The 20,693-nt window shown below is 22.3% G+C and carries 18 protein-coding genes; 1 reads left to right on the plus strand and 17 read right to left on the minus strand.

Features of this window, described 5'->3' with window-relative positions; all coding sequences use genetic code 11:
- Positions 1 to 14 precede the first annotated feature (14 nt).
- The 16 genes from thrS to infC form a co-directional block, all read right to left on the minus strand.
- Positions 15 to 1,952: a threonine--tRNA ligase gene (gene thrS / locus AADV48_RS02320; protein WP_341266463.1), complete on the minus strand. Its 1,938-nt coding sequence runs from the start codon at positions 1,950 to 1,952 to the stop codon at positions 15 to 17.
- Positions 1,953 to 2,067: 115 nt separating this feature from the next.
- Positions 2,068 to 3,438: a tRNA uridine-5-carboxymethylaminomethyl(34) synthesis GTPase MnmE gene (mnmE, locus tag AADV48_RS02325; protein WP_341266848.1), complete on the minus strand. Its 1,371-nt coding sequence runs from the start codon at positions 3,436 to 3,438 to the stop codon at positions 2,068 to 2,070.
- 17 nt (positions 3,439 to 3,455) lie between these two features.
- Positions 3,456 to 4,409 carry a bifunctional oligoribonuclease/PAP phosphatase NrnA gene (locus AADV48_RS02330; RefSeq protein ID WP_341266464.1) on the minus strand — a complete coding sequence of 318 codons (954 nt, stop codon included), beginning with the start codon at positions 4,407 to 4,409 and terminating at the stop codon, positions 3,456 to 3,458.
- Between the two features lie 72 nt (positions 4,410 to 4,481).
- Positions 4,482 to 5,990 (minus strand): extracellular solute-binding protein, encoded by a 1,509-nt coding sequence (locus AADV48_RS02335; protein WP_341266465.1) that lies wholly within the window; start codon positions 5,988 to 5,990, stop codon positions 4,482 to 4,484.
- Between the two features lie 55 nt (positions 5,991 to 6,045).
- A complete protein-coding gene (locus AADV48_RS02340; protein WP_341266466.1) occupies positions 6,046 to 6,960 on the minus strand; it encodes a carbohydrate ABC transporter permease in 915 nt (304 codons plus the stop codon).
- Positions 6,961 to 6,976: 16 nt separating this feature from the next.
- On the minus strand, positions 6,977 to 7,900 hold the full coding sequence (locus AADV48_RS02345; protein ID WP_341266467.1) for a sugar ABC transporter permease: 924 nt from the start codon (positions 7,898 to 7,900) through the stop codon (positions 6,977 to 6,979).
- Positions 7,893 to 8,996, minus strand: coding sequence for an ABC transporter ATP-binding protein (locus AADV48_RS02350; protein ID WP_341266468.1), 1,104 nt, complete (start codon positions 8,994 to 8,996; stop codon positions 7,893 to 7,895). The genes AADV48_RS02345 and AADV48_RS02350 overlap by 8 nt, the downstream gene beginning before the upstream one ends.
- A 43-nt stretch (positions 8,997 to 9,039) precedes the next feature.
- Positions 9,040 to 10,428, minus strand: a complete 1,389-nt coding sequence (gene asnS, locus AADV48_RS02355; protein ID WP_341266469.1) for an asparagine--tRNA ligase — start codon at positions 10,426 to 10,428, stop codon at positions 9,040 to 9,042.
- Between the two features lie 640 nt (positions 10,429 to 11,068).
- Complete coding sequence (locus tag AADV48_RS02360; RefSeq protein ID WP_341266470.1) at positions 11,069 to 12,481, minus strand: 2-hydroxycarboxylate transporter family protein; 1,413 nt, start codon at positions 12,479 to 12,481, stop codon at positions 11,069 to 11,071.
- Between the two features lie 168 nt (positions 12,482 to 12,649).
- Entirely contained in the window at positions 12,650 to 14,251 is a 1,602-nt protein-coding gene (locus AADV48_RS02365; protein ID WP_341266471.1) for a YidC/Oxa1 family membrane protein insertase, read from the minus strand.
- 21 nt (positions 14,252 to 14,272) lie between these two features.
- Positions 14,273 to 14,608: a ribonuclease P protein component gene (rnpA, locus tag AADV48_RS02370; protein ID WP_341266472.1), complete on the minus strand. Its 336-nt coding sequence runs from the start codon at positions 14,606 to 14,608 to the stop codon at positions 14,273 to 14,275.
- Positions 14,609 to 14,995: 387 nt separating this feature from the next.
- Positions 14,996 to 15,130, minus strand: a complete 135-nt coding sequence (gene rpmH / locus AADV48_RS02375; RefSeq protein ID WP_341266473.1) for a 50S ribosomal protein L34 — start codon at positions 15,128 to 15,130, stop codon at positions 14,996 to 14,998.
- A gap of 574 nt (positions 15,131 to 15,704) precedes the next feature.
- Positions 15,705 to 16,094, minus strand: coding sequence for a hypothetical protein (locus AADV48_RS02380; protein ID WP_341266474.1), 390 nt, complete (start codon positions 16,092 to 16,094; stop codon positions 15,705 to 15,707).
- A 247-nt stretch (positions 16,095 to 16,341) separates the two neighbouring features.
- Positions 16,342 to 17,133, minus strand: coding sequence for a 50S ribosomal protein L20 (gene rplT / locus AADV48_RS02385; protein WP_341266475.1), 792 nt, complete (start codon positions 17,131 to 17,133; stop codon positions 16,342 to 16,344).
- 53 nt (positions 17,134 to 17,186) lie between these two features.
- Positions 17,187 to 17,375 (minus strand): 50S ribosomal protein L35, encoded by a 189-nt coding sequence (gene rpmI / locus AADV48_RS02390; protein ID WP_341266476.1) that lies wholly within the window; start codon positions 17,373 to 17,375, stop codon positions 17,187 to 17,189.
- Positions 17,376 to 17,398: 23 nt separating this feature from the next.
- Positions 17,399 to 17,959, minus strand: coding sequence for a translation initiation factor IF-3 (gene infC / locus AADV48_RS02395; RefSeq protein ID WP_341266477.1), 561 nt, complete (start codon positions 17,957 to 17,959; stop codon positions 17,399 to 17,401).
- Positions 17,960 to 18,636: 677 nt separating this feature from the next.
- Here infC and AADV48_RS02400 point away from each other — a divergent pair.
- Positions 18,637 to 19,617 (plus strand): IS3 family transposase, encoded by a 981-nt coding sequence (locus AADV48_RS02400; RefSeq protein ID WP_341266478.1) that lies wholly within the window; start codon positions 18,637 to 18,639, stop codon positions 19,615 to 19,617.
- A 103-nt stretch (positions 19,618 to 19,720) separates the two neighbouring features.
- Here AADV48_RS02400 and AADV48_RS02405 read toward each other — a convergent pair whose 3' ends face one another.
- Positions 19,721 to 20,635, minus strand: coding sequence for a hypothetical protein (locus tag AADV48_RS02405; RefSeq protein ID WP_341266479.1), 915 nt, complete (start codon positions 20,633 to 20,635; stop codon positions 19,721 to 19,723).
- Positions 20,636 to 20,693 lie beyond the last annotated feature (58 nt).

A 20,693-nucleotide genomic window follows, 5' to 3' on the forward strand; every position in this document is an offset into this window, starting at 1 on the left:
GTTTACATAAAAATTTATGTTCTATCTATGATCTTTTTTTGTAACATTGTTATAAATTCTTCTATAGTTAATTCTTCTTGTTTGAAACTTTGATATTTTCTGACAGTTAAATAATCACTATTCATTTCTTTATCACCTATAACCATTTGATAAGGAATTTTTTGTTTTTGCGCTTCTCTAATTTTATAACTTAAACTTGCTTCTTTATCATTCAATTCTACTCTAAAAGAATTTTTTAATAATAGGTTTTTGATTTTTCGAGTATATTCTAAATGAATATCATTATGCACTGGAATCAAAATAATTTGAATAGGAGCTAGCCATAAAGGTAAAACACCTTTATTTTTTTCTAATAAATAAGAAATAAATCTTTCTAAAGTAGAAATAATACTTCTATGAATAACAATAGGAAAATGTTTTTTGTGATCTGGACCTATATAAGTTAAATTAAATTTTTGTGGTAATAAAAAATCCAATTGAATAGTCGATAAAGTTTCTTCGTTATGCAAAGCAGTTAAAATTTGAATATCTAATTTAGGACCATAAAAAGCAGCATCTCCTGGAACTTCTTTATAAGTTATATTATTTTCTTTTAAAATTTCTCTCAAAAAAGTTTCTGATTTGTCCCAAATCAAATCATTATCAAAATATTTATTTTTATTCAAAATATCTCTAGTACTTAAATTAAAACTATAATCTGTAATTTCAAAATCTTTATAAACCTCTAGTATCAACTGAATAATTTGAATTATCTGTTCTTTAATTTGTCCTTCGCTTACAAAAATATGAGCATCATTCAAAGTCATTCCTCTTGTTCTTTGTAAACCTGAAACAGCACCTGAATGTTCAAAACGATGCATCATACCTAATTCAGCAATTTTTAAAGGTAATTCTTTATAACTACGCAAATTTTGTTTAAAAATCATCATATGATGAGGACAATTCATAGGACGTAAAACTAACTTATCTTCATTAGGAAATTCTATTATAGGAAACATATTCTCTTTATAAAGTTCTAAATGTCCTGATTGTTGATATAATTTGATATTAGCTAAAATCGGAGTATAAACATGTTGATAACCATAACTTATTTCTTTATCAATAATATATCTTTCTATAATACGTCTGATTGTTGCTCCTTTAGGTAACCAAAAGGGCAAACCTATACCTACTTCCGAAGATAACATAAAAAAATTTTGTTCTTTATTAATATTTTTATGATCTCTTTTTTTTCTATCTTCTAATAATTGCAAATATTGTTTTAAGTCTTTTTTATTAAAAAAAGAAACCCCATATATCCTTATCAAAGGAGATTTATTTGCATCACCTTCAAAATATGAACCAGATATATTTAATAATTTAAAATTTTTTATTCTATTAGTATTCGCTAAAAAAACATTAAGCTTATCAAGCTGAAAATCTTCAAAATCTAAACAAGAATAAATCTCTATAAATTCTATATTTTGTATTTTCTGAAGTATATCTTTTTTATATTTGTTGACAGCAAATTTATCATATGCTTCTTGATAAGCTATTTTTTTTTTACTAATATCTAAATTTTCTTGAGAAATTTGATGCATCATTTTTTCTATTTCAGATAAATAATTTTCTGAAAAAATCATACTTTGAAAATCTATTTCATAATAAAAACCTTCTTTATAATTTGAACCAGAAACTAAAAGAGCATTAGGAAAAAGTCTTTTAATAGCTTGAGCCATTACAAAAGAAGTAGTATAATTTAAAATTTGCAAACTTTCTGGTTTATCTGAAGTAATAATTTCTAAACAACCATCTTCTTCTAACTCTGTGTTTAAATCAATTATTTTATCATTAAAATAAGCAGCTATCGGTTCATGAGCAAAATGAAAATTATTTTTTTGTATAATTTCTAAAACATTAATTTTTTTAGAAAATTTTTGAACTGAACCATTATTAAATTTAATATCAATCATTACTAAATTTTAAGTTTACCCCTTTTATAATTAATTATTAAAATTTTCTTAAAAATATAAAAATATTTTGAATACCATTAAAACATATTTAACATTTTATAATTATTGATATCAATTATTTGCCTAAACAAAAATTAGAAAATAATTCGTTCAGTAAATGTTCTGGGATATTTGTGCCTAAAATATTTCCTAAAGCATTATAAGCTTCTTTTAAATTTATTGTGTGTATATCGATAGGCATTTTTTTTTGAATATCTATAATAATATTTTGTAAAGAGTTTAAAGCGATTTGTATTTCTTTAATATGTCTTGCATTTAAACAATAATTAAATTCTGTATTTTGTAGATTATCTAATTGGAATTTTGTTAAAATTTTATTTTTTAATTCTTCAATGCCCTCTTGATTATAACTAGATAATAAAATCATTTCCTCTTTAATTTGACTTAAATTCAATTTATTCGGTAAATCAGATTTACTACCTATTATAATTCTAGAATATTCTTTAGTTAAATCAAGCAATATTTGATCATCTTTATCTAAAACATTGCTTTGATCTAATAACAACAAAACTAATTCTGCTTCTTTTAAAAGTTTGCGAGATTTCTCAACACCTATTTGCTCTAAAGGATCTTTAGTTTCGCGAATACCTGCGGTATCAATTAAACATAAAGAAACACCTTTAATATCAACATATCCATCTACATAATCACGAGTAGTACCAGCAATATCAGAAACAATAGCTCTGTTGTTCTGCAACAAAACATTTAATAAACTAGATTTTCCTACATTAGGTTTTCCAATGATTAAAGTTTTAATACCGTTTTTTAACAAACGGTTTTGAGTATACAAATTTAAAATCTCTTCCATTTTATAAATCAATTGTTTAATTTGAGGTAAAATTATTTGATTAGTAATTTCTTCAATATCTAAATATTCAGGATAATCAATATTGACTTCTATCTGGCCTATTATTTTAATGATTTTATTACTTAAATCTTCTATTAATTTAGAATTTTTTTTTTGCAAACCTAAATTTGCTAATTTAATAGCGTTTTCGTTTTGAGCAAAAATCAAATCCATAATTGATTCCGCTTGTATCAAATCTATTTTGCCATTTAAAAAAGCTCTTTTACTAAATTCTCCTGGTTCGGATAATCTAATATCTAATGATAAAATTCTCTCTAATAATAATTGAGTTATTAAAATCCCTCCATGACCTTGGACTTCAACAACATCTTCGCCAGTAAAAGAATGAGGATTTTTAAAAATAGAAATTAATACTTCATCTAATATATTTTGGTTTTGATCTAAAATAAAACCGTGATGAATAGTATGCGAAGGGGCTTGAGATAAATCAAAATTTCTTTTAGAACTTTTAAAAATTTGATTAATATTTTGAATAACTTTAGGTCCACTCACTCTTATAACATTAATACTACCACTTCCTAAAGGGGTTGCAATAGCAGCAATATTATCATAAATAATCATATATTTATTTCTTTCTATGTGGATAATATTTGTTGTTGTGAATTAAAATCTTTGATACTTTCTTTTATTGCTTGAATAACTTTATTCATTACATCTTCATTTTTAACAAAAATACCACAAGCCTTTTTATGTCCACCACCGCCAAATTTATATGCAATAGAAAATACGTCAAAACGTGAAGAACGAATACTAATTTTATAACAACCGTTTTTTAATTTTAAAATAAATCCCCATACTGGATTATTTTCAATATAATTTAAAACATTAACAATCGAAAAAGCTTCTTCAATAGTTAAATTAAATTTCTCAAGTGTTTCTTCACAAAATTTAAAATAAATAAAACCGCCGTCAATTATAAAATTAGAACATACATAACCCTTAAATTTTAATAAATTCACACTTTGTGAATGTATTTGTTTATCAATATCAAAAACATTTAAACCGTATTGTAATAAATCAATAGCATATTGAAAAGTTTTTTCATTAACTCTTTCAAAACGAAAATTATCTGTATCAGTTACAATACCTGTATATATTGGTAAAGCTCCTTTTTTAGTTAATTTATAATTATGAAATTTTTTAAAATAATAAATCATTTCTGAACAAGAAGCAAAATTACTATCTATCCATTCATAATCAGCAATTTTATTCAGAAATAAATGATGATCTATTCTAATACTCATCTTCCCTAATTTATATCTATTATCGCTAATATTAGAACTATTACCACAATCTACAATAAAAACTAAAGCATCTTTATAAACATCATCCGTTATTTTATCCATATTGCCTAAAAAAGATATTTTTTTTTCTTCATCTCCAACAACATAAACTCTTTTATCAGGATAATTTGTTTTAATTATATCTTTTAATCCTAATTGCGAACCATAACAATCTCCATCAGGTCTTTTATGACCATGAATAATTATTATATTAAATTTTTCAATTTGTTTTCTAATAAATTCCATTTATAAAAAACCTTTCTTTTGCTGACTTATTAGATAATATTAAATTAATAAAACATATTTAGAATTATTTTTTTAATTTGCTATTATTCTTTTAATAGCTATTTGTAACTCTTGTGCTATTTGTGAGTCTAATTCTGTATCATCATCAATATCTGTTTTAGGTAAAATCTCTAGAAATAAATCTGTTATAATATTTCGAAAAAAATCAGATTTTTCAAACACAGTAGTAATAAAAAAATCTTGTCTTCTTTGTTGATTATTATTTAAAATAAAATTTTCAAAAAAATTTTGTCTTAATTGTTTTAATTTAGGAGGGTAATTAGAATGTTCTATTCGATCTTTTATTTTGTTGATAAATTCATTTTTTTTGTGGATAATTTCATTTTTTGAAGAATCTGTATACTTGAAATAATCACGTGTAATATTAAATAACTTATTATTTTCTAAAAATTTTGCATATACGTCATAAGATATTAATTTTTTTAAAAAAAACCAAGAAGCATAATTTTCTTTTTTATCTGTTGAAAAAAATAAATTAATATTAGAACCTTGTATAATATTTTTTTCTTTATCAAATGTAGGTATAGAAGTAAAATCAGGTACAAAACCATCAATTGTACATAAGCTATCTATTTTTCTAGTTGACGTAATATAAAAAGCGATATTTTCATCTTTAATAATTTTTTGAATATTATCTTCTCCAGTTAATTTACTTAAAGTCAAATAGTCTTTTTTAGAAAATTGGTGAAAATACTTAATTATGTCTTTTGTTCTTGAATCTTCTAAAAATTCTCTTACCTTTTCTTTATTATCTGGATAAATGATTTCTTTTTGTTTAGTCGAAATAATAAATAAATTAGATTCGCTATCAACTAATATCGGAACAAAGTCTTTAGTTTTATATTTTTTTAATTGTTTACATATTGTATCCATTTCGTCCCAAGTTAAAGATGTGTGTTTTATAATTTTTCCTTCATTATCTACTATTGTTTTAAAATCTTGAAAAGTATCATCCCCACGATCGTTATTATAATGTTCATAAACTTTTTTTAACAAATCCTTATTATAAAACATAATTTCAGTTGTTTTCAAAAAAGGCAAATAATAACGTCCTTGTTTGTCATCATCTGTTGTAATTGTATCAAAATAACCATCAAAAAAAGGTTGGTCTTGTGTTTCTTTTTCAAATTCTTTATCTGTTTTTATAAATTCATCCAAAGATAATGCTTTATCGGATTTATGATAAAATCCTATATGATCTGGATAAGATACAACCAAATTAGGTTGTTTATTCACAGTCAAAGCACTATTAACACTTTTAAAAATTTGCTTCCAATAACCTTTATTATCTTCTAAAACTTCAATACCAGGATAATCTTTTTTAAATTCAGAAATAATTTCTTTTAATATTTTTCTTTCTTCAGGATATAAATTATGCCAAAAATTAATTTTAGTTACATCAGCATTTTCTTTTTTAAATAAATTATTGTAATAATCTAAATCAGATTTGGTGGGTTTAAAATTACTTATTTGTTTTTTATTTTGTTCTTCATTATATCCAGAAATTAAATTGCATAACAAAACGATAAGAAATAAACATAAAAAATAAACCAAAACAATTAAATAATTCTTAAGTTTAACCTTTAATACCACTTTTATTGTCTCCTGAAATAATATATTTTCTAAAAAAAATAAAAATTAAAATCAAAGGTATATTAATTAAGACAGCCACAGCCATTTGAATATTGATTGTTTCAATGCCTGTTTCGGTATCAAAATTTTTTCTCATCATATTAGTTAATAATTTAGCACCTATTAATTCTGGCCAAGCATAAGAGTTCCAAGTAGATACTATCCTAAAAATAACAGTAATAATAATAGTAGGTTTAGTTATAGGTAGTAATATTTTCCAAAGATATTTCCAATCACTGGTACCATCTATTTTAGCAGCATAATATAATTCTTTTGGAACATCATTAAAAGTTCTTAATAATAAGAAGACATGAACTATATTAATTAAATAAGGGAAAGTCATCGCAAAATCAGTACCAAAAGGAAATCGCGAACCTCTACCGAAATCAATCCATCCTAAATCAGAAACAATCCTATAATTAATTATTGTTAAAGTTTCAGAAGTTGTCAACAAACCTAAATATAATAATAACATTATTGCTGGTTTAAAAGTAAAATCAAAAATAGAACTCAAAGCATAAGCAGTGAAAATACAACATAAAGTTCCTAAAAAAGTAGAACAAAAAGTAATTTTTAAAGTGTTCAAAAAATAAGGAATAAATTTAAATTGTTCCTGAAAAGCATTTTTATAATTATTCACAACATTCGATAAATTCATAGAAAAAGATAAAGGATTATTTTCGATAATTTCTGATGAACTTTTGATAGACGTAATAAACATTAAATAAAAAGGTAAAACAAATAAAAAAGTAATAAAAAAAAGAAATAAATATAGAATTAAAGAATAAATTTTAATTTTTTTTATTTTAGTTTTATAATTATGCCAATGATTTAAAAAAATCTTTTTATAATTATTCATTATATTTTATAACCTTTTAATTAATTTGTTGTTTTCGAAAAATAATAACACTCATTATAGTAAAAAAAATAAAAATAACAAATAATATCATAGCTGCAACCGTTCCTTTGGAATAAAAATCATGAGCAGAAGAAGATAATTGATTATAAATATAACCTACTATTGTTCTCATTTTAAATCCTGGGTCATCACCAAATAATCCAACAACAGAATCATATTCTTTAAAAACAGCTATCATCTCTATAATAAACTGATAAAAAAAAATCGGCATAATTAAAGGACAAGTAATTTTAGTAAAAATACGCCATTTAGAAGCTCCATCAATTTTAGCTGCATGATAATATGATTTATCAATATTTTCTAAAGCTAAAATAAAAATAAAAATTTTAAATGGTAACCTGACCCAAATATTATATAAAATTAAAACAAACATTTTATTAATATAAGGAGCTGTCCTGCCAGTCCAGTCACAAGAGGAAACGCCAAACATATTTATAAAAGAATTAAATAAACCAGTAGGTTTATTTGTTAAAAGACCAGAATTATAATAAAATAAAATACTAAAAATCATTCCCATAACTATACTATTAGAAATCAAAGGAAAAAAGAAAAAAAATTTAAAAGTGTTTTTAAAAAAATAATTTTTAATATTATTCAAAGCTAAAGCAATTAATAAAGCAACAAAAATAGATATCGGAACCGTAAACAAAACTAATAATAAAGTATTTCGCAAAGCACACTGAAATTCTTCATCGCGACAAACTTTTACATAATTTTCAAAAGTAAATCCTTCGAATACATCATAAAATTGTTTATAACACGTCATAGATATAACACAAACTTTAATTAAAGGGAAAAAAGTAAAAATACTTAAAACAATTAAAGCAGGGGTTAAATAAAACCAATGTTTATTCTTTTTTTGACTTATAATTTCAAACATTAAACAAAATCCTATTACCAGTTTGTTTATCAAAAATAAAAAATCTATTTTCAATAATATTAAAGCGAAATTTTTTTTTATAAACATTAATTAAATTTAATGATTTTTGTTTATAAGTTGGGATAATAATTTGAAAAGTATTATTTAATGAATGAGGATGTTTGGCTAATAAAAATAATTCCCTGCCTATATTTTCCAATGTTATTCCTTCTACTTCTAAAATACCGTTTGCTTCTGAGACATAACCTTCTGGTCTGATTGCAATTTGAACTTCTTTATTTGTATTCTTAAATGTAGAATGTTCTAAAATAACTACATCACCAATCATCAATTTACCATCTAAAATTAAACCATTGAAAATAGAAATATGCGGAATCCCTAAAAAAGATGCTACAAATAAATTAATTGGATTGTCATAAATTTTTTTAGGAATATCTTTTTGTTGAATAATTCCTTTATTCATTACATAAATTTTATCACTAATAGACATAGCTTCTTCTTGATCATGAGTAACAAAAATAGCTGTAATTTTGGTCTTTTTTTGAATTCTCCTTATTTCTTCTCTCATTTTAAAACGAAGTCTAGTATCCAAATTAGATAAAGGTTCATCTAATAATAAAATTTTGGGATTTTTAATCAAAGCTCTAGCTAAAGATACTCTTTGTTGTTGTCCACCAGAAAGTTCGGAAGGTTTTTTGTCTAAATATTCCTCAATAGAAGCTAAAGAAGCAATTTTTTTAACTTCTTTTTGGATTTGTTCAGCTGAAAATTTTAAATTTTGTAATGGAAAAATTATATTTTGAAGAGCTGTCATATGCGGATATAAAGAATAATTTTGAAAAACCAAACCAATACCTCTTTTTTCTGCGGATACTTTTGTAACATTTTTATCATCAAAAAAAATATCTCCTTCTGATACACGAGATAAACCCGCAATCATATAAAGAATAGTTGATTTACCACAACCCGAAGGACCTAAAAGACTTACCAACTCACCAGTAGCAATTTCTAAATTAATTTTTTCAACCGCATAAAATTTCTTTTTATTTTCTTTATTTATATAAAATTTAGAAACATTTTTTAATATAATTCCCATGATTAAAATCCTTTAATATTTAATTTTCCATTCATTTATCATTTTAACAAGCTTTTTTAGGAGTTCTTGGAAATGCTATAACGTCTCTAACATTATCTAAACCAGTTAAATAAACTAATAAACGTTCAAATCCTATACCAAAACCTGAATGTATACAACCGCCAAAACGACGTAAATCTAAATACCATTCCAATTCTTCTGGTGAAATATTAAATTTTTTCATCTTTTGTTGTAAAATTTGTAAATTGTCTTCTCTTTGAGAACCACCTAACAATTCTCCTATTTTAGGAACTAACAAATCCATAGCCGCAACAGTTTGATTATCTGAATTATTTTTCATATAAAATGCTTTTATATCAATAGGCCAATCAATAATAAAAATAGGTTCTCCAAAAAAATTTGTTAAAAACTTTTCATGTTCTGTAGATAAATCTAGACCATAAACAGGTTTATTGTCGAAATCAGATTTACTTGTTAATAAAATATCAATAGCTTCTTTATATCTAATTTGTTTAAATTCTTTTATATTAGCTACTTGTTCTAATCTTTGAATTAAATTTGTTTCTATATTTTGTTCTAAAAACAAAAAATCTTCTCTATTTGTTCTTAAACAAGTTTGAATTACATATTTAATCATTTTTTCGGCTAATTTCATATCTTCTTGTAAATCACAAAAAGCCATTTCTGGTTCAATCATCCAAAATTCAGATATATGCCTTGCAGTATGAGATTTTTCAGCTCTAAAAGTTGGACCAAAAGTATAAATTTTCTTAAAAGCTAAAGCCATTGCTTCACCTTCTAATTGTCCTGTAACAGTTAAAAAAGTCGGTCTTCCGAAAAAATCTTTGTTATAATCAACTTTTTGATTTTGATCTAAAGGTATTTTATTTAAATTTAAAGTAGTAACTTGAAATAATTCTCCAGCTCCTTCTCCATCGCTTGTAGTAATAATTGGTGTATGTGCCCAAATAAATCCTTCTTTTTGAAAAAAATCATGAATACTTAAACTAACTGCATTTCTAATTCTAAAAACAACTCCAAAAAGCTTAGTTCTTAATCTTAAATGTGCTATTTGACGTAAAAAAGCTCTAGAATGTTTTTTGGGTTGAATCGGATAAGATTCGTAATTAAGACCTAAAATAACTATTTTATCAGCTAATAACTCGAAAGGTTTAGAAGCCTGAGGAGTAATAATTAAATGCCCTTCTAAATATAAAGAAACTCCTACTTGAAGTTTATCTTTTATTTCGTTAAAATACGTTTTTTGAACATCTTTATAAACCACTTGTAATTCTTTTGCAAAAGAACCATCACTCAAATCACAAAAAAATAATTTTTTTTGAAAGCGACAATTTCTAGCCCACCCATTAATACAAATCTTTTGATTTGCATATAATTCGTAATTCTTATAAAGATCCTTAACAGAATACATTTCTTCTCCTCTTTATAATTTATTACTTAATTCATCGTTTTTCAATTCTTATTATTATATTATGTTTTTGTTTTTAAATTTATTAAAACATTTATATTATACTCAATAATAAAAAATACTTATTATAAATTTGTAAAAATTTAAAATATAAATTTTTTATTATTAATTAGATTTGATAATATAATAATATTATAACAATATTTCGAATAATTTAAATAATGTTTATCATCTTTAATACATTAATTTTATAAAAATAATTAAATTTGTTGAAAAATGGCAGGTTATTTTTTCAAACAAATTTTAGCTATAAAATATTCTTTAAGACTTTACATTAAGTAGATCATTCAATATCTTGTCAAACTAAAAAAATATAATTTTAATTTGAATCATAGCTAAATGAATACTTATTATTAAATAATTTTGCAAAATAAAAAGCGTCTAAATTTTTAAAAAAAAGAATCAATTTTTTGCAACAAAAACTTTATCATAAATTTATTAAAATTTCAAATATACACAATATCTAAAATATTAAATTTCTTTAATTTTTTTAAATTAGATATTTTAAAATAAAAAGCTAAACTGTTTAAAATAGTTTAGCTTTTTATTTTAACTAATTATTTTCAAATAAATAAGAAAAATTTTATTGATAAATACGACAAAAAGAAAAAGAAGTTATAATAAAAAATAGAGCACCTACAAGACGGGTTGATATAATCGACAAAGGTAATAATTCAGTTCTTTTACTTACAGACATAACTCCTATATTCCCAGTACTACCAATACTATAAGAAGAAATACCTACAATTAAAGCAAACTCTAATAGATAAAAATTAAATAAATAAGCCAGATAAAAAGATATAAAAACAGAAATTAATAATGAAGCACAAACTAACAATATGGTTTGATAATTAGTAATATATGATTTCAAAACTTCAAAATCAATAGTCAATCCTAAAGCAACCATCATAGGCACAGTAAAATGCATAGACATAATTCGACCTACTTGCACTGAATAATTTTGATATTTTTTAGGAATCAAACAACACATCTTAGCTATTAAAGATAAAATAATCACATATACCATTTCATCTAATCCCGAAGAAATATTTTGATTAATCAAAACTCCTAAAGAATAAAAACCTAAAATAATCATCAAACCCATGCCGATATTTTTATAATCTAAAGGATATGTCGAATTTTTAATTTCTTTAACAAAAGTATTTCCATTTTTTTCTAACTTGCCTTTGCCACTATATTTAGTTTTATCTAATATCAAATATAATAAACCAGATAACACAATGCTAAAGCATCTTGCAATAATGAGTGGCGCTAAAAGAATGCTTTTCATTTTATCGATATTTATGTCTAAACAAAAAAATTTTTGATAAATATCAGCAACACCATTAATACCTAAATTAGCACCTCCATTAGTTAATGGAACGGAAATAAAAAAAATAGAATCTATAAAAAAATTTTGAAATTTATTATAAATAAATTCTGGTGGTTTATATCCTAATAAATAGCCTAATAAACCTGTAAAAAAATAAGAAATAAAAACAGTCAATAAAGCTAAAGGGACAAATTTTAAAATAAATCTTTTCAATAAAATATAATCTATATTTAATATTCCACCCACAATAACAATAGTAATAACAAACTTAGGAAAATTAATTCCATCGTTTGAATTAGAAATAAAATTTGTTAATTGTTTGTGTATTAAAGGAGTTATAATAATTTTTTTATATACCAAATAAGAAGGAACAAAAATACAAAGTAAAAAACCCAATCCTAATTTATTCAAAAAAGGAATTTGATTACCAACAAAATTTAAACCCATCCCCGAAACCATTATAAAAAATAACGAAGTTGAAAAAGGATGCCACATTTTTTTAATTATTTCTTGTGGATTATCAGAAGTGTTAATGAAATGTATATTACAAAGCAGAACCAAAAACAATATTAAAAATATTAAAAAACGTGAATTATAAATTTTTATTTTCTTTACCTTATTCAATAGCATAAAAATATAAATTTTTATTAAAAAACCTTTCATTTGTAAGTATTTATTTAGGTATCCACTTGTTTTATCCTTCCTAAAAAAGAAGTTGGAAGGTGTTTTTTTGAATAATATCTAATAAAAATTTTGATCTTTTGTAAAATAAATTATTTTAGATAATATCTAAAATAATTTATTTAAATGTTTTATAAACAAGAAATTATATTAAAAATCTTTTTGTTTTAATAAATTATATTTTTTTTTAATAAAATTAGCATTAATGATTACTTGAAATAAAGTATAAATATTCCCTGTTATCCAATATAAAGATAAAATTGAATCTTGAAAAGAAGCTGTAAACATAAACAAAATTGTAATATAACTAACTATTTTCATTGTTTTTTCTTGGTTTTTTTGTTTTAACTTCTGTTCAGCATTTAAATTAGAATTATTTGTTTTTAAATAAGAAGGTTTTTTCAAATTATGTTTATTTAACAAAAACATAGTTATAGCAACAATTAAAGATAAAAATATTCTGACAATAACTTGTGTGTTATCATTAAAAGATGACGAAAACAAATCAAGTTCTATAAATCCTAAAAAAGGTGTTTTATATTTAGCTGCGAAAATACCACCAGGAGTACGAAAACGATTTAAAGCTCTATATATAGCCATTAAAATAGGTATTTGTAAAAAAGATATAAAAATGCTAAAAATATTAAAATTATGTTTACGATATACTTTCATAATTTCCATTTGCATTCTTTGAACATCTTCTTTATCTTTTTTCAAAATATATTTTGCTTGTATTCTATTAATTTCTGGTTGTGCTAAACTCATATTCATACTAAAAGTACTAGATTTCGTATAAATAGGCCATGTTAAAGTTCTTATACAAATAGTAGTTAAAATAATACCTAAACCTAGATTGCCAAAAAAAACTCCTGTGCAAGATGGATTGATAAATATATTGGAAAAAAAATCTAAAAAAGAACCAATTACAACGAGTAAAACATTCCAAATGTATCCCCAACCGATAAAAAAATTCCATTCTTTTTTATCAGGCCATTGAATAGGTAAATCTCCTGAATTATCAACAAAAATTTGAATATAATTTGGAGGATTTGGCATATTATCATATTTTAAATAAAAATAATTATTATTATCTTTATTTTTTCTTGTTCTAATACGCTTATTATATTCATCCTTATTATCTTTTACTGATTTGGCATCAACTTGTTTATCAAGTAAAATTGGAAAATTTGTAATAGAATATGGTTCTAAGCGACCTTCAACTATTCTACCAACTTTTAATGAATCGTCTTTCGGATCATTATATTTTGTCTCAAAATATTCTAGTTTAGTACCTACTTTAATAGTGAAAAAATCTTTAATTCGAGAACTTATTTTTTTAACATTAGTTTCATCTTTATCTAAATAAAAACAATTGTCTTCGCCTCGTAAAATTTTTGATATTTGTGTTTTAATTTTTTCTTCTAAAACACTTGTTATTTTTGATGTATCTAAATGTTGAAATATAACAGATTTAGAATTATCGTCTATTATAACTTCAAATATTTGAATGTTTTGTTGTTTTAAAAAATCTGATATTGACTTTTGTTCCTCAAAATGTTTTATTTTAAAATTTTCTGCTTTTTCGTCTAATTTATTTTTAGTAAAAATAATTTTTAATTCTACAGGGCGACTAGGCTCAACTTGTTGAGAATAAAAATGTTTTATAATAAAATATATCGAAAAACATAAAAGACAAAAAAATAAAAATTTTTGTAACAACTTATTATCATTTTTATTTTGAATATTATTCACAATTAATTACCTTGTTTTGTATTATCCCAAAGAGGATTTCTTTATTAAAATTATAAAATTTTTTTCTAAATCAGAAAATTTTAATTTCTTTGCAGCTTCTTTAACAACAAGAACAAAAGAAAAATTATTATCTATTAAAGAGACATTATTATGGATAATCATTCTTAAACGTCTTTTTATTAAATTTCTTTCATGAGCCTTGCCATATTTTTTACTAACACTTAAAGCGAATTTAAAATTTTCTAAATTTTCATTTTTTATATAATATAAAAGAAAAAAATAATTTCTTACATTTTTTTTAAATTTAAAAATCAAATCTATTTCGCTTTTTTTTTTTAAAATAAATTTTTTTTTCATATCTAAAAATTTATATATTCCTCATATTTTTATTAAAAACCATATTTTGACATCTTTCTCCTTAAAAATTAAGAAAAACTTTACTAATGAAATAAATTTTAATTTTAGTGAAGTTTCACTAATTAACAAGTTAACTAACACCAAATTCTAAGAAAAAATACCTGCTTGAACAGATATCTTGGAAAATGTCCTTGTACTGATGTTTATAAAAATATTTCGCTTGAATAATATAATCATTAGAATACGTCTTTTTTTATTTCCATAGTTAAAATAGTCACTGAATTTTTATGATTATATTTGTGTATATATAAATATTTAGAATATCATGAAGGATCGGTTTGCTTTTAAAAGAATCAATTTTATGATTTTTGAATAATGCATTTGTAATCAAACAGTTAATTTAGCACGATTTTTTCTTCTTCTGTCTGAAAGCACACGACGACCACCAACAGTAGATATTCTAGCTCTAAAACCATGTGTTCTAACTCTTTTTATTTTACTTGGTTGATATGTTCTTTTCATAAATAACAAAAACCTCTTTAATTTTGTTTTTTCTTTTGAATTATTTGTGAAATAAAATTGGAATATATTTTATTTAAATTTTAAATTATCAGTTTTTAAATAATAAAAATAATAATTATCATTTTCATTTATAAATAAAATATACCTATATTGTCCAAAATTAATTTATAACAATTTAAATAATTGCAATCTTTTGTTCTTCCTAAAAATTAAGAAAAACTTTACTAATGAAATAAATTTTAATTTTAGTGAAGTTTCACTAATTAACAAGTTAACTAACACCAAATTCTAAGAAAAAATACCTGCTTGAACAGATATCTTGGAAAATGTCCTTGTACTGATGTTTATAAAAATATTTCGCTTGAATAATATAATCATTAGAATACGTCTTTTTTTATTTCCATAGTTAAAATAGTCACTGAATTTTTATGATTATATTTGTGTATATATAAATATTTAGAATATCATGAAGGATCGGTTTGCTTTTAAAAGAATCAATTTTATGATTTTTTGCATATATTTATCAAAATATTTTACTACTTAATATTTACAATTTATTTTTATTTCAAAAAATTTATTCTTCTATATTTCTATGTTTTTTAATCAATAAAATCCTACGAATACCAATATATATATAATATATATAGTATATAAAGATAATTGAAAAGATAATAGCTAGAACATATCTAATAACTTTTTCTAAATCTGTTCCAGCGCCTAATAAATAAAAACTAGAACTTAACAAACAAATATAAAAAATAAAAGTCAAAAAAGATAAAATACTATTTTTATCGTCTAATATAGTTTCAACATATAATTTTGTAATACTATGAATTATACAAACTAAACAAATAATATGACTTAAATCAGATATTTTAAATAAAATTCCGTCTTTTGGTATATAAAAATGCGAAATAAGTATCAAAGAAATTAAAATAAATACAAAAGTTTCAATAAAAAACAAAAACTTGACAATATTTTTATTTTTTTTAAAATTAGGGAATATCAAAAAAAAAGTAATATAACAAATAAATAAACCTAATAAAAACTTGTAAAGTTCAAAATTTCCAAATATAAAGTTATTAGGCAACCAAAATGTCAAAGCGATAAATAAAACAAAAACCGATTTAATAAATACTAAAATAACATTTTTTTTCGTAACATCTTTTATCATAATTTAATTTGTATACCTTTCAGCAAATTAATTTTTATTAATTTATTTTTTTTAATAATTCAATCAATTCAGATTTTTTTAATTTTGAAAAATTATTAATTTTATATTTTTGTGCTAACTTTTTAAGTTCTGGTAAAAGCTTTTTATTTAATTCTTTTTCTTTTATATTAACTTTTGTTTCTTTTTGTTTTAATTCTTTTTGTGTATTATCTTGTAATTCTTGTGGATTTTCTACTTCTTTTTGTTTTAATTCTTTTTCTTTTATATTAACTTTTGTTTCTTTTTGTTTTAATTCTTTTTCTTTTATATTAACTTTTGTTTCTTTTTGTTTTAATTCTTTTTCTTTTATATTAACTTTTGTTTCTTTTTGTTTTAATTCTTTTTGTGTATTATCTTTTAATTCTTGTTGTTGCAATTCTTGAACTTTTGTATGATCTTTTAATTCTTGTTGATTTTGCTTTTCTACTTCTTTTTGTTTTAAAGCATTTTTAGCTAAATTTATATAATTAACAAACATGTTAGGTTCATTAAAAGCCATATCAGACAATATTTTACGATTAATTTCTATATTAGATAATAATAGTCCATGTATAAATTTAGAATAACGAATATCATTTTGCAAACAAGCAGCGTTAATTCTTGTAATCCATAATTTTCTAAAATTTCTCTTTTTTTGCCTTCTATCTCTATAAGCATATTGCAACGAACGCATTACTTGTTCATTAGCTGTTTTATACAGAGTACTTTTAGATCCGAAATAACCTTTCGCTAATTTTAATATTTTTTTACGTTTTTTATGTCTTGCTGTAACAAAATTTGTTTTAACCATCTTTATTTTGCCTTCTTAATATGAATTTAGAATATATATTAATTCAAAAAGAATTAAATGAGATATTTTATTCTTCTTACATCTGAAATATCTACCTTAGTAATTCCTCTTAATTGTCTATTTTGTTTTGTTGTTTTAGAACCAGCTAAATGATTTTTATAAGCATATCTTCTTAATAATTTACCAGTACCAGTAATTTTCAGTCTTTTTTTTAAACCTCTATGAGTTTTTTTCTTTATCATAAATTTCTTTATTTATTCCTTTTTTAGATTTTAACATCATCTTCAGCCTCAAGAGATGGGTTTTTTGTTTTTTTTGATAAATTTTTATTTATTTTTTTAGGAGATATAATAGTCATCATTTGATTAGACATCATTTTAGGAGGTATATCCAAATTACCTAAACATTTTAAATTAGTTAAAATTTTATCAAAAGTCTCTTTACCTAAATTGCTATGTGTTATCATTCTGCCTTTAAAACGCATAATAATTTTAACTTTATCACCTTGTTTTAAAAAATTACAAGCTTTTTTTATTTTAACATTTAAATCATGGTCATCAATAGTTGGATTGACACGAATTTCTTTTAAAACTACAACTGATTGCTTTTTTTTCATTTCTTTTAATTTTTTTTGATGCTTATAACGAAAATGCGAATAATCCATCAAACGAACAACTTTAGGATCTGAATTAGGATTAATCATTACTATATCTGTTTCTTTTTCTTCAGATAATTCAACTATTTTATCTTTTTCTAAAATACCTAATTTATCTCCTGTTTCATCAAGTACTAAATATTCTCCTTGCGGAATATTCTCGTTATGCAAAACATTCAGTTTTAAATCTTTTTTATTAGTTTTATTGTATTTAATATTAAATATGCTCCTTTTGAACAAATAATTTTAATAAAAAAGAGAGTTACTCGTATAAATAAGCACTCTCCTTTTGCTAAAAAACAATAAATAAACAAAATAAAATATTTAATCAATAATTATCTTTTGTATTTATTATTTTTTGTGCTATATTACCTAAAAACAAATAAAAATATTATTTTTCAGGTAGAGGAGAGTAGACTCTTCTTTTTCACATTTTTTTATATTTTTAAAATTTTATTTTTTTTAAATCACTAAATTATTATACAATAAAAAAATATTTTGTTATATTTTATATGAAAAATTAAATATGAACTGCACCCAAATAATTAAAAAAAATAAAATTTTAAAAATCTTTTAATTATAACAAATTGAAACATTATCAAAAATAAATATTCAATTTTAAAAATTATATAAAAAAATAAAATATAATTGAATTATATATTATTAAATAAATAATTCAATTAAAAAATTATAATTCACTATATATATGCAAACAAAAATAACAATTTCCCAAATAAAATTTATTTTTATGCTTTTTTGAAAAATAAAATACATTTAAATTTAAATAATTCTATAATATTTTTCTATCTTTTTATACAATCAAATTAAAATATAGGAAAAATAAAAAAATGAAAAAATCCGAAATAAAAAAGCAAGAAATTATAATACAAAAAAAAATCGAATTATTACAATTAGTTATTAATTATCAAAAACCGAATTTTAGAGAATTTATTTTTGTTTTAGTTAAATTTTATAAAAAATATTTCAAAATTCAAGAAATTCTAAAATTACTTAAAATCAATCGAAATTCATATTACTATTGGAATAAAGTGAAACATATCAAAGAAAAACGAGAATCTAAATATAAAATAATTACCCAAAGAATAGGAAAATTATGTAAACAAAATAAATATTCTTTTGGATATAGAAAAATTACAATACTTTATTTGAAAACCTATAAAGAAAGAGTTAACAATAAAAAAGTATTAAAAATCATGCATCTAAATAAATGGCTTATGACATATAGAAAACCTTATAATAAAAAAACATTGCATACAAAAAAAGAACAAAAAACTAATCTAATTAATTTAAATTTTAAAGCAGATAAACCATTACAAAAAATATATACTGATTTAACTTGTTTCTCAACTAAAAACGGTAAATTATGGTTATCTGTTATAATGGATGGTTTTAATAATCAAATTTTATCATCTGAAATAAGTAAAAACCCAAACTTAGAATTAGTAAAAAAAACTTTTAAAAAATTACCTAAACTAAAAGAGCCTTGTATTATGCATTCAGATCAAGGCAGTGTTTATCAAAATATTAAATTTAAAAACTATCTAAACAAAAAAGGATTTTTAATTAGTATTTCCAGAAAAGCTTTTCCCAATGATAACGCAATGATAGAATCTTACTTCGGTACTTTAAAAGGGTATTTAAAAGAACAAAAACCAAATTTCTATACAGAAAATTTAGAAACATTAAACAAAAAGATAAAACATTTTATTAATTATTATAATAAACATTGGTTGTTAGCTAAATTTAATTATAAATCCCCTTTTCAATATTTAAGATCTAAAAAAATTGAAACAAATAAACGAATTTAATTTATCATTAATATTTATTCAAAATTTTGAAATAAAAAAAACATATGAAATAAACCAGTTGTTTTTTTTAAATTTTTACAAATAAGATTTTTATTTAATTTTTTCAATTTGTATAATCAATTTTAGTACTTTCTGGTGTATAAAACATTTTATGTCTCACATTGCCGCTCGGCGGACGTTTTCTGGATTCAAATATTTGGGATTTTAAACTAAAAATATAAATATTTTGTGCTCCATTCGCCATATTCAAAAGATCTTGAACACTGCCTTTCTTATTATCCATAATACGGACTCCTTCATCAAAATAAATATTCGTCACTTCATGATTATTATAAAAACCCTGAGGTAAAGGAATTATAAACCCAGATGTTTTAGTCATATTATAACAACCTTTTCGGACATTTCTATTGATTCTAGAAATATTGTGTGAATCTAAATAATCATTTATATAACTTTCTATTCGATGATCTGGAATAGGTTTTACAATATGATGAACTCGAACATTTTGTTCTCTGGTCCTATCCCTAACATTCCAAAAACAATAAATTTCTTTCATAGAAACCTTATTATCATTTAATAATCCAGATAATGTATTGGAATATTGATTATGAGAATATTTTATATGAAAAGGATTTGTTCTAGGGCAAATATAAACGCCTAACAAACCTTTGGGAGATTCTTTCAAAGAAATATAATTTAATTGTGTTTGTTGAAAACCGTTGTAACCAGGTACATGATTATTTAATTCTGTATCTAAATATTTATATTCTTTTAAAAAGAGTTTCATACCTTCATAATCTTGAACATTTATGTTATATATCTGAGTAGGAATTTCAGTTATCAACCATTCAGAAGCAAGTACATTTATATCCATAATTTGAATTTGATATTTGCTTTGGTTTAAATCGTCTCCTAAATGAACATGAAAATAACTACGTGCCAAAATAAATCGAACAGAAAAAATAATAAAAAAATAAAATAAAATTATAAAACAAAATTTAATTTTTTTTAAAATCATTCATAATATCCTTTGCATATATCAATTTTGAATTGAATACAAAAATATTTTTATATTT

This window comes from Candidatus Phytoplasma fraxini, from assembly GCF_038024965.1.
Lineage (GTDB): Bacteria > Bacillota_I > Bacilli_A > Acholeplasmatales > Acholeplasmataceae > Phytoplasma > Phytoplasma fraxini.

Bases quoted from the DNA above. Each gene is read 5' to 3' on its own strand.
- thrS (WP_341266463.1), bottom strand. From the start codon at position 1,952: ATGATTGATATTAAATTTAATAATGGTTCAGTTCAAAAATTTTCTAAA.
- AADV48_RS02330 (WP_341266464.1), bottom strand. From the start codon at position 4,409: ATGGAATTTATTAGAAAACAAATTGAAAAATTTAATATAATAATTATT.
- AADV48_RS02340 (WP_341266466.1), bottom strand. From the start codon at position 6,960: ATGAATAATTATAAAAAGATTTTTTTAAATCATTGGCATAATTATAAA.
- AADV48_RS02345 (WP_341266467.1), bottom strand. From the start codon at position 7,900: ATGTTTGAAATTATAAGTCAAAAAAAGAATAAACATTGGTTTTATTTA.
- AADV48_RS02350 (WP_341266468.1), bottom strand. From the start codon at position 8,996: ATGGGAATTATATTAAAAAATGTTTCTAAATTTTATATAAATAAAGAA.
- asnS (WP_341266469.1), bottom strand. From the start codon at position 10,428: ATGTATTCTGTTAAGGATCTTTATAAGAATTACGAATTATATGCAAAT.
- AADV48_RS02360 (WP_341266470.1), bottom strand. From the start codon at position 12,481: ATGAAAGGTTTTTTAATAAAAATTTATATTTTTATGCTATTGAATAAG.
- rnpA (WP_341266472.1), bottom strand. From the start codon at position 14,608: ATGAAAAAAAAATTTATTTTAAAAAAAAAAAGCGAAATAGATTTGATT.
- rpmH (WP_341266473.1), bottom strand. From the start codon at position 15,130: ATGAAAAGAACATATCAACCAAGTAAAATAAAAAGAGTTAGAACACAT.
- rplT (WP_341266475.1), bottom strand. From the start codon at position 17,133: ATGGTTAAAACAAATTTTGTTACAGCAAGACATAAAAAACGTAAAAAA.
- rpmI (WP_341266476.1), bottom strand. From the start codon at position 17,375: ATGATAAAGAAAAAAACTCATAGAGGTTTAAAAAAAAGACTGAAAATT.
- AADV48_RS02400 (WP_341266478.1), top strand. From the start codon at position 18,637: ATGAAAAAATCCGAAATAAAAAAGCAAGAAATTATAATACAAAAAAAA.
- AADV48_RS02405 (WP_341266479.1), bottom strand. From the start codon at position 20,635: ATGATTTTAAAAAAAATTAAATTTTGTTTTATAATTTTATTTTATTTT.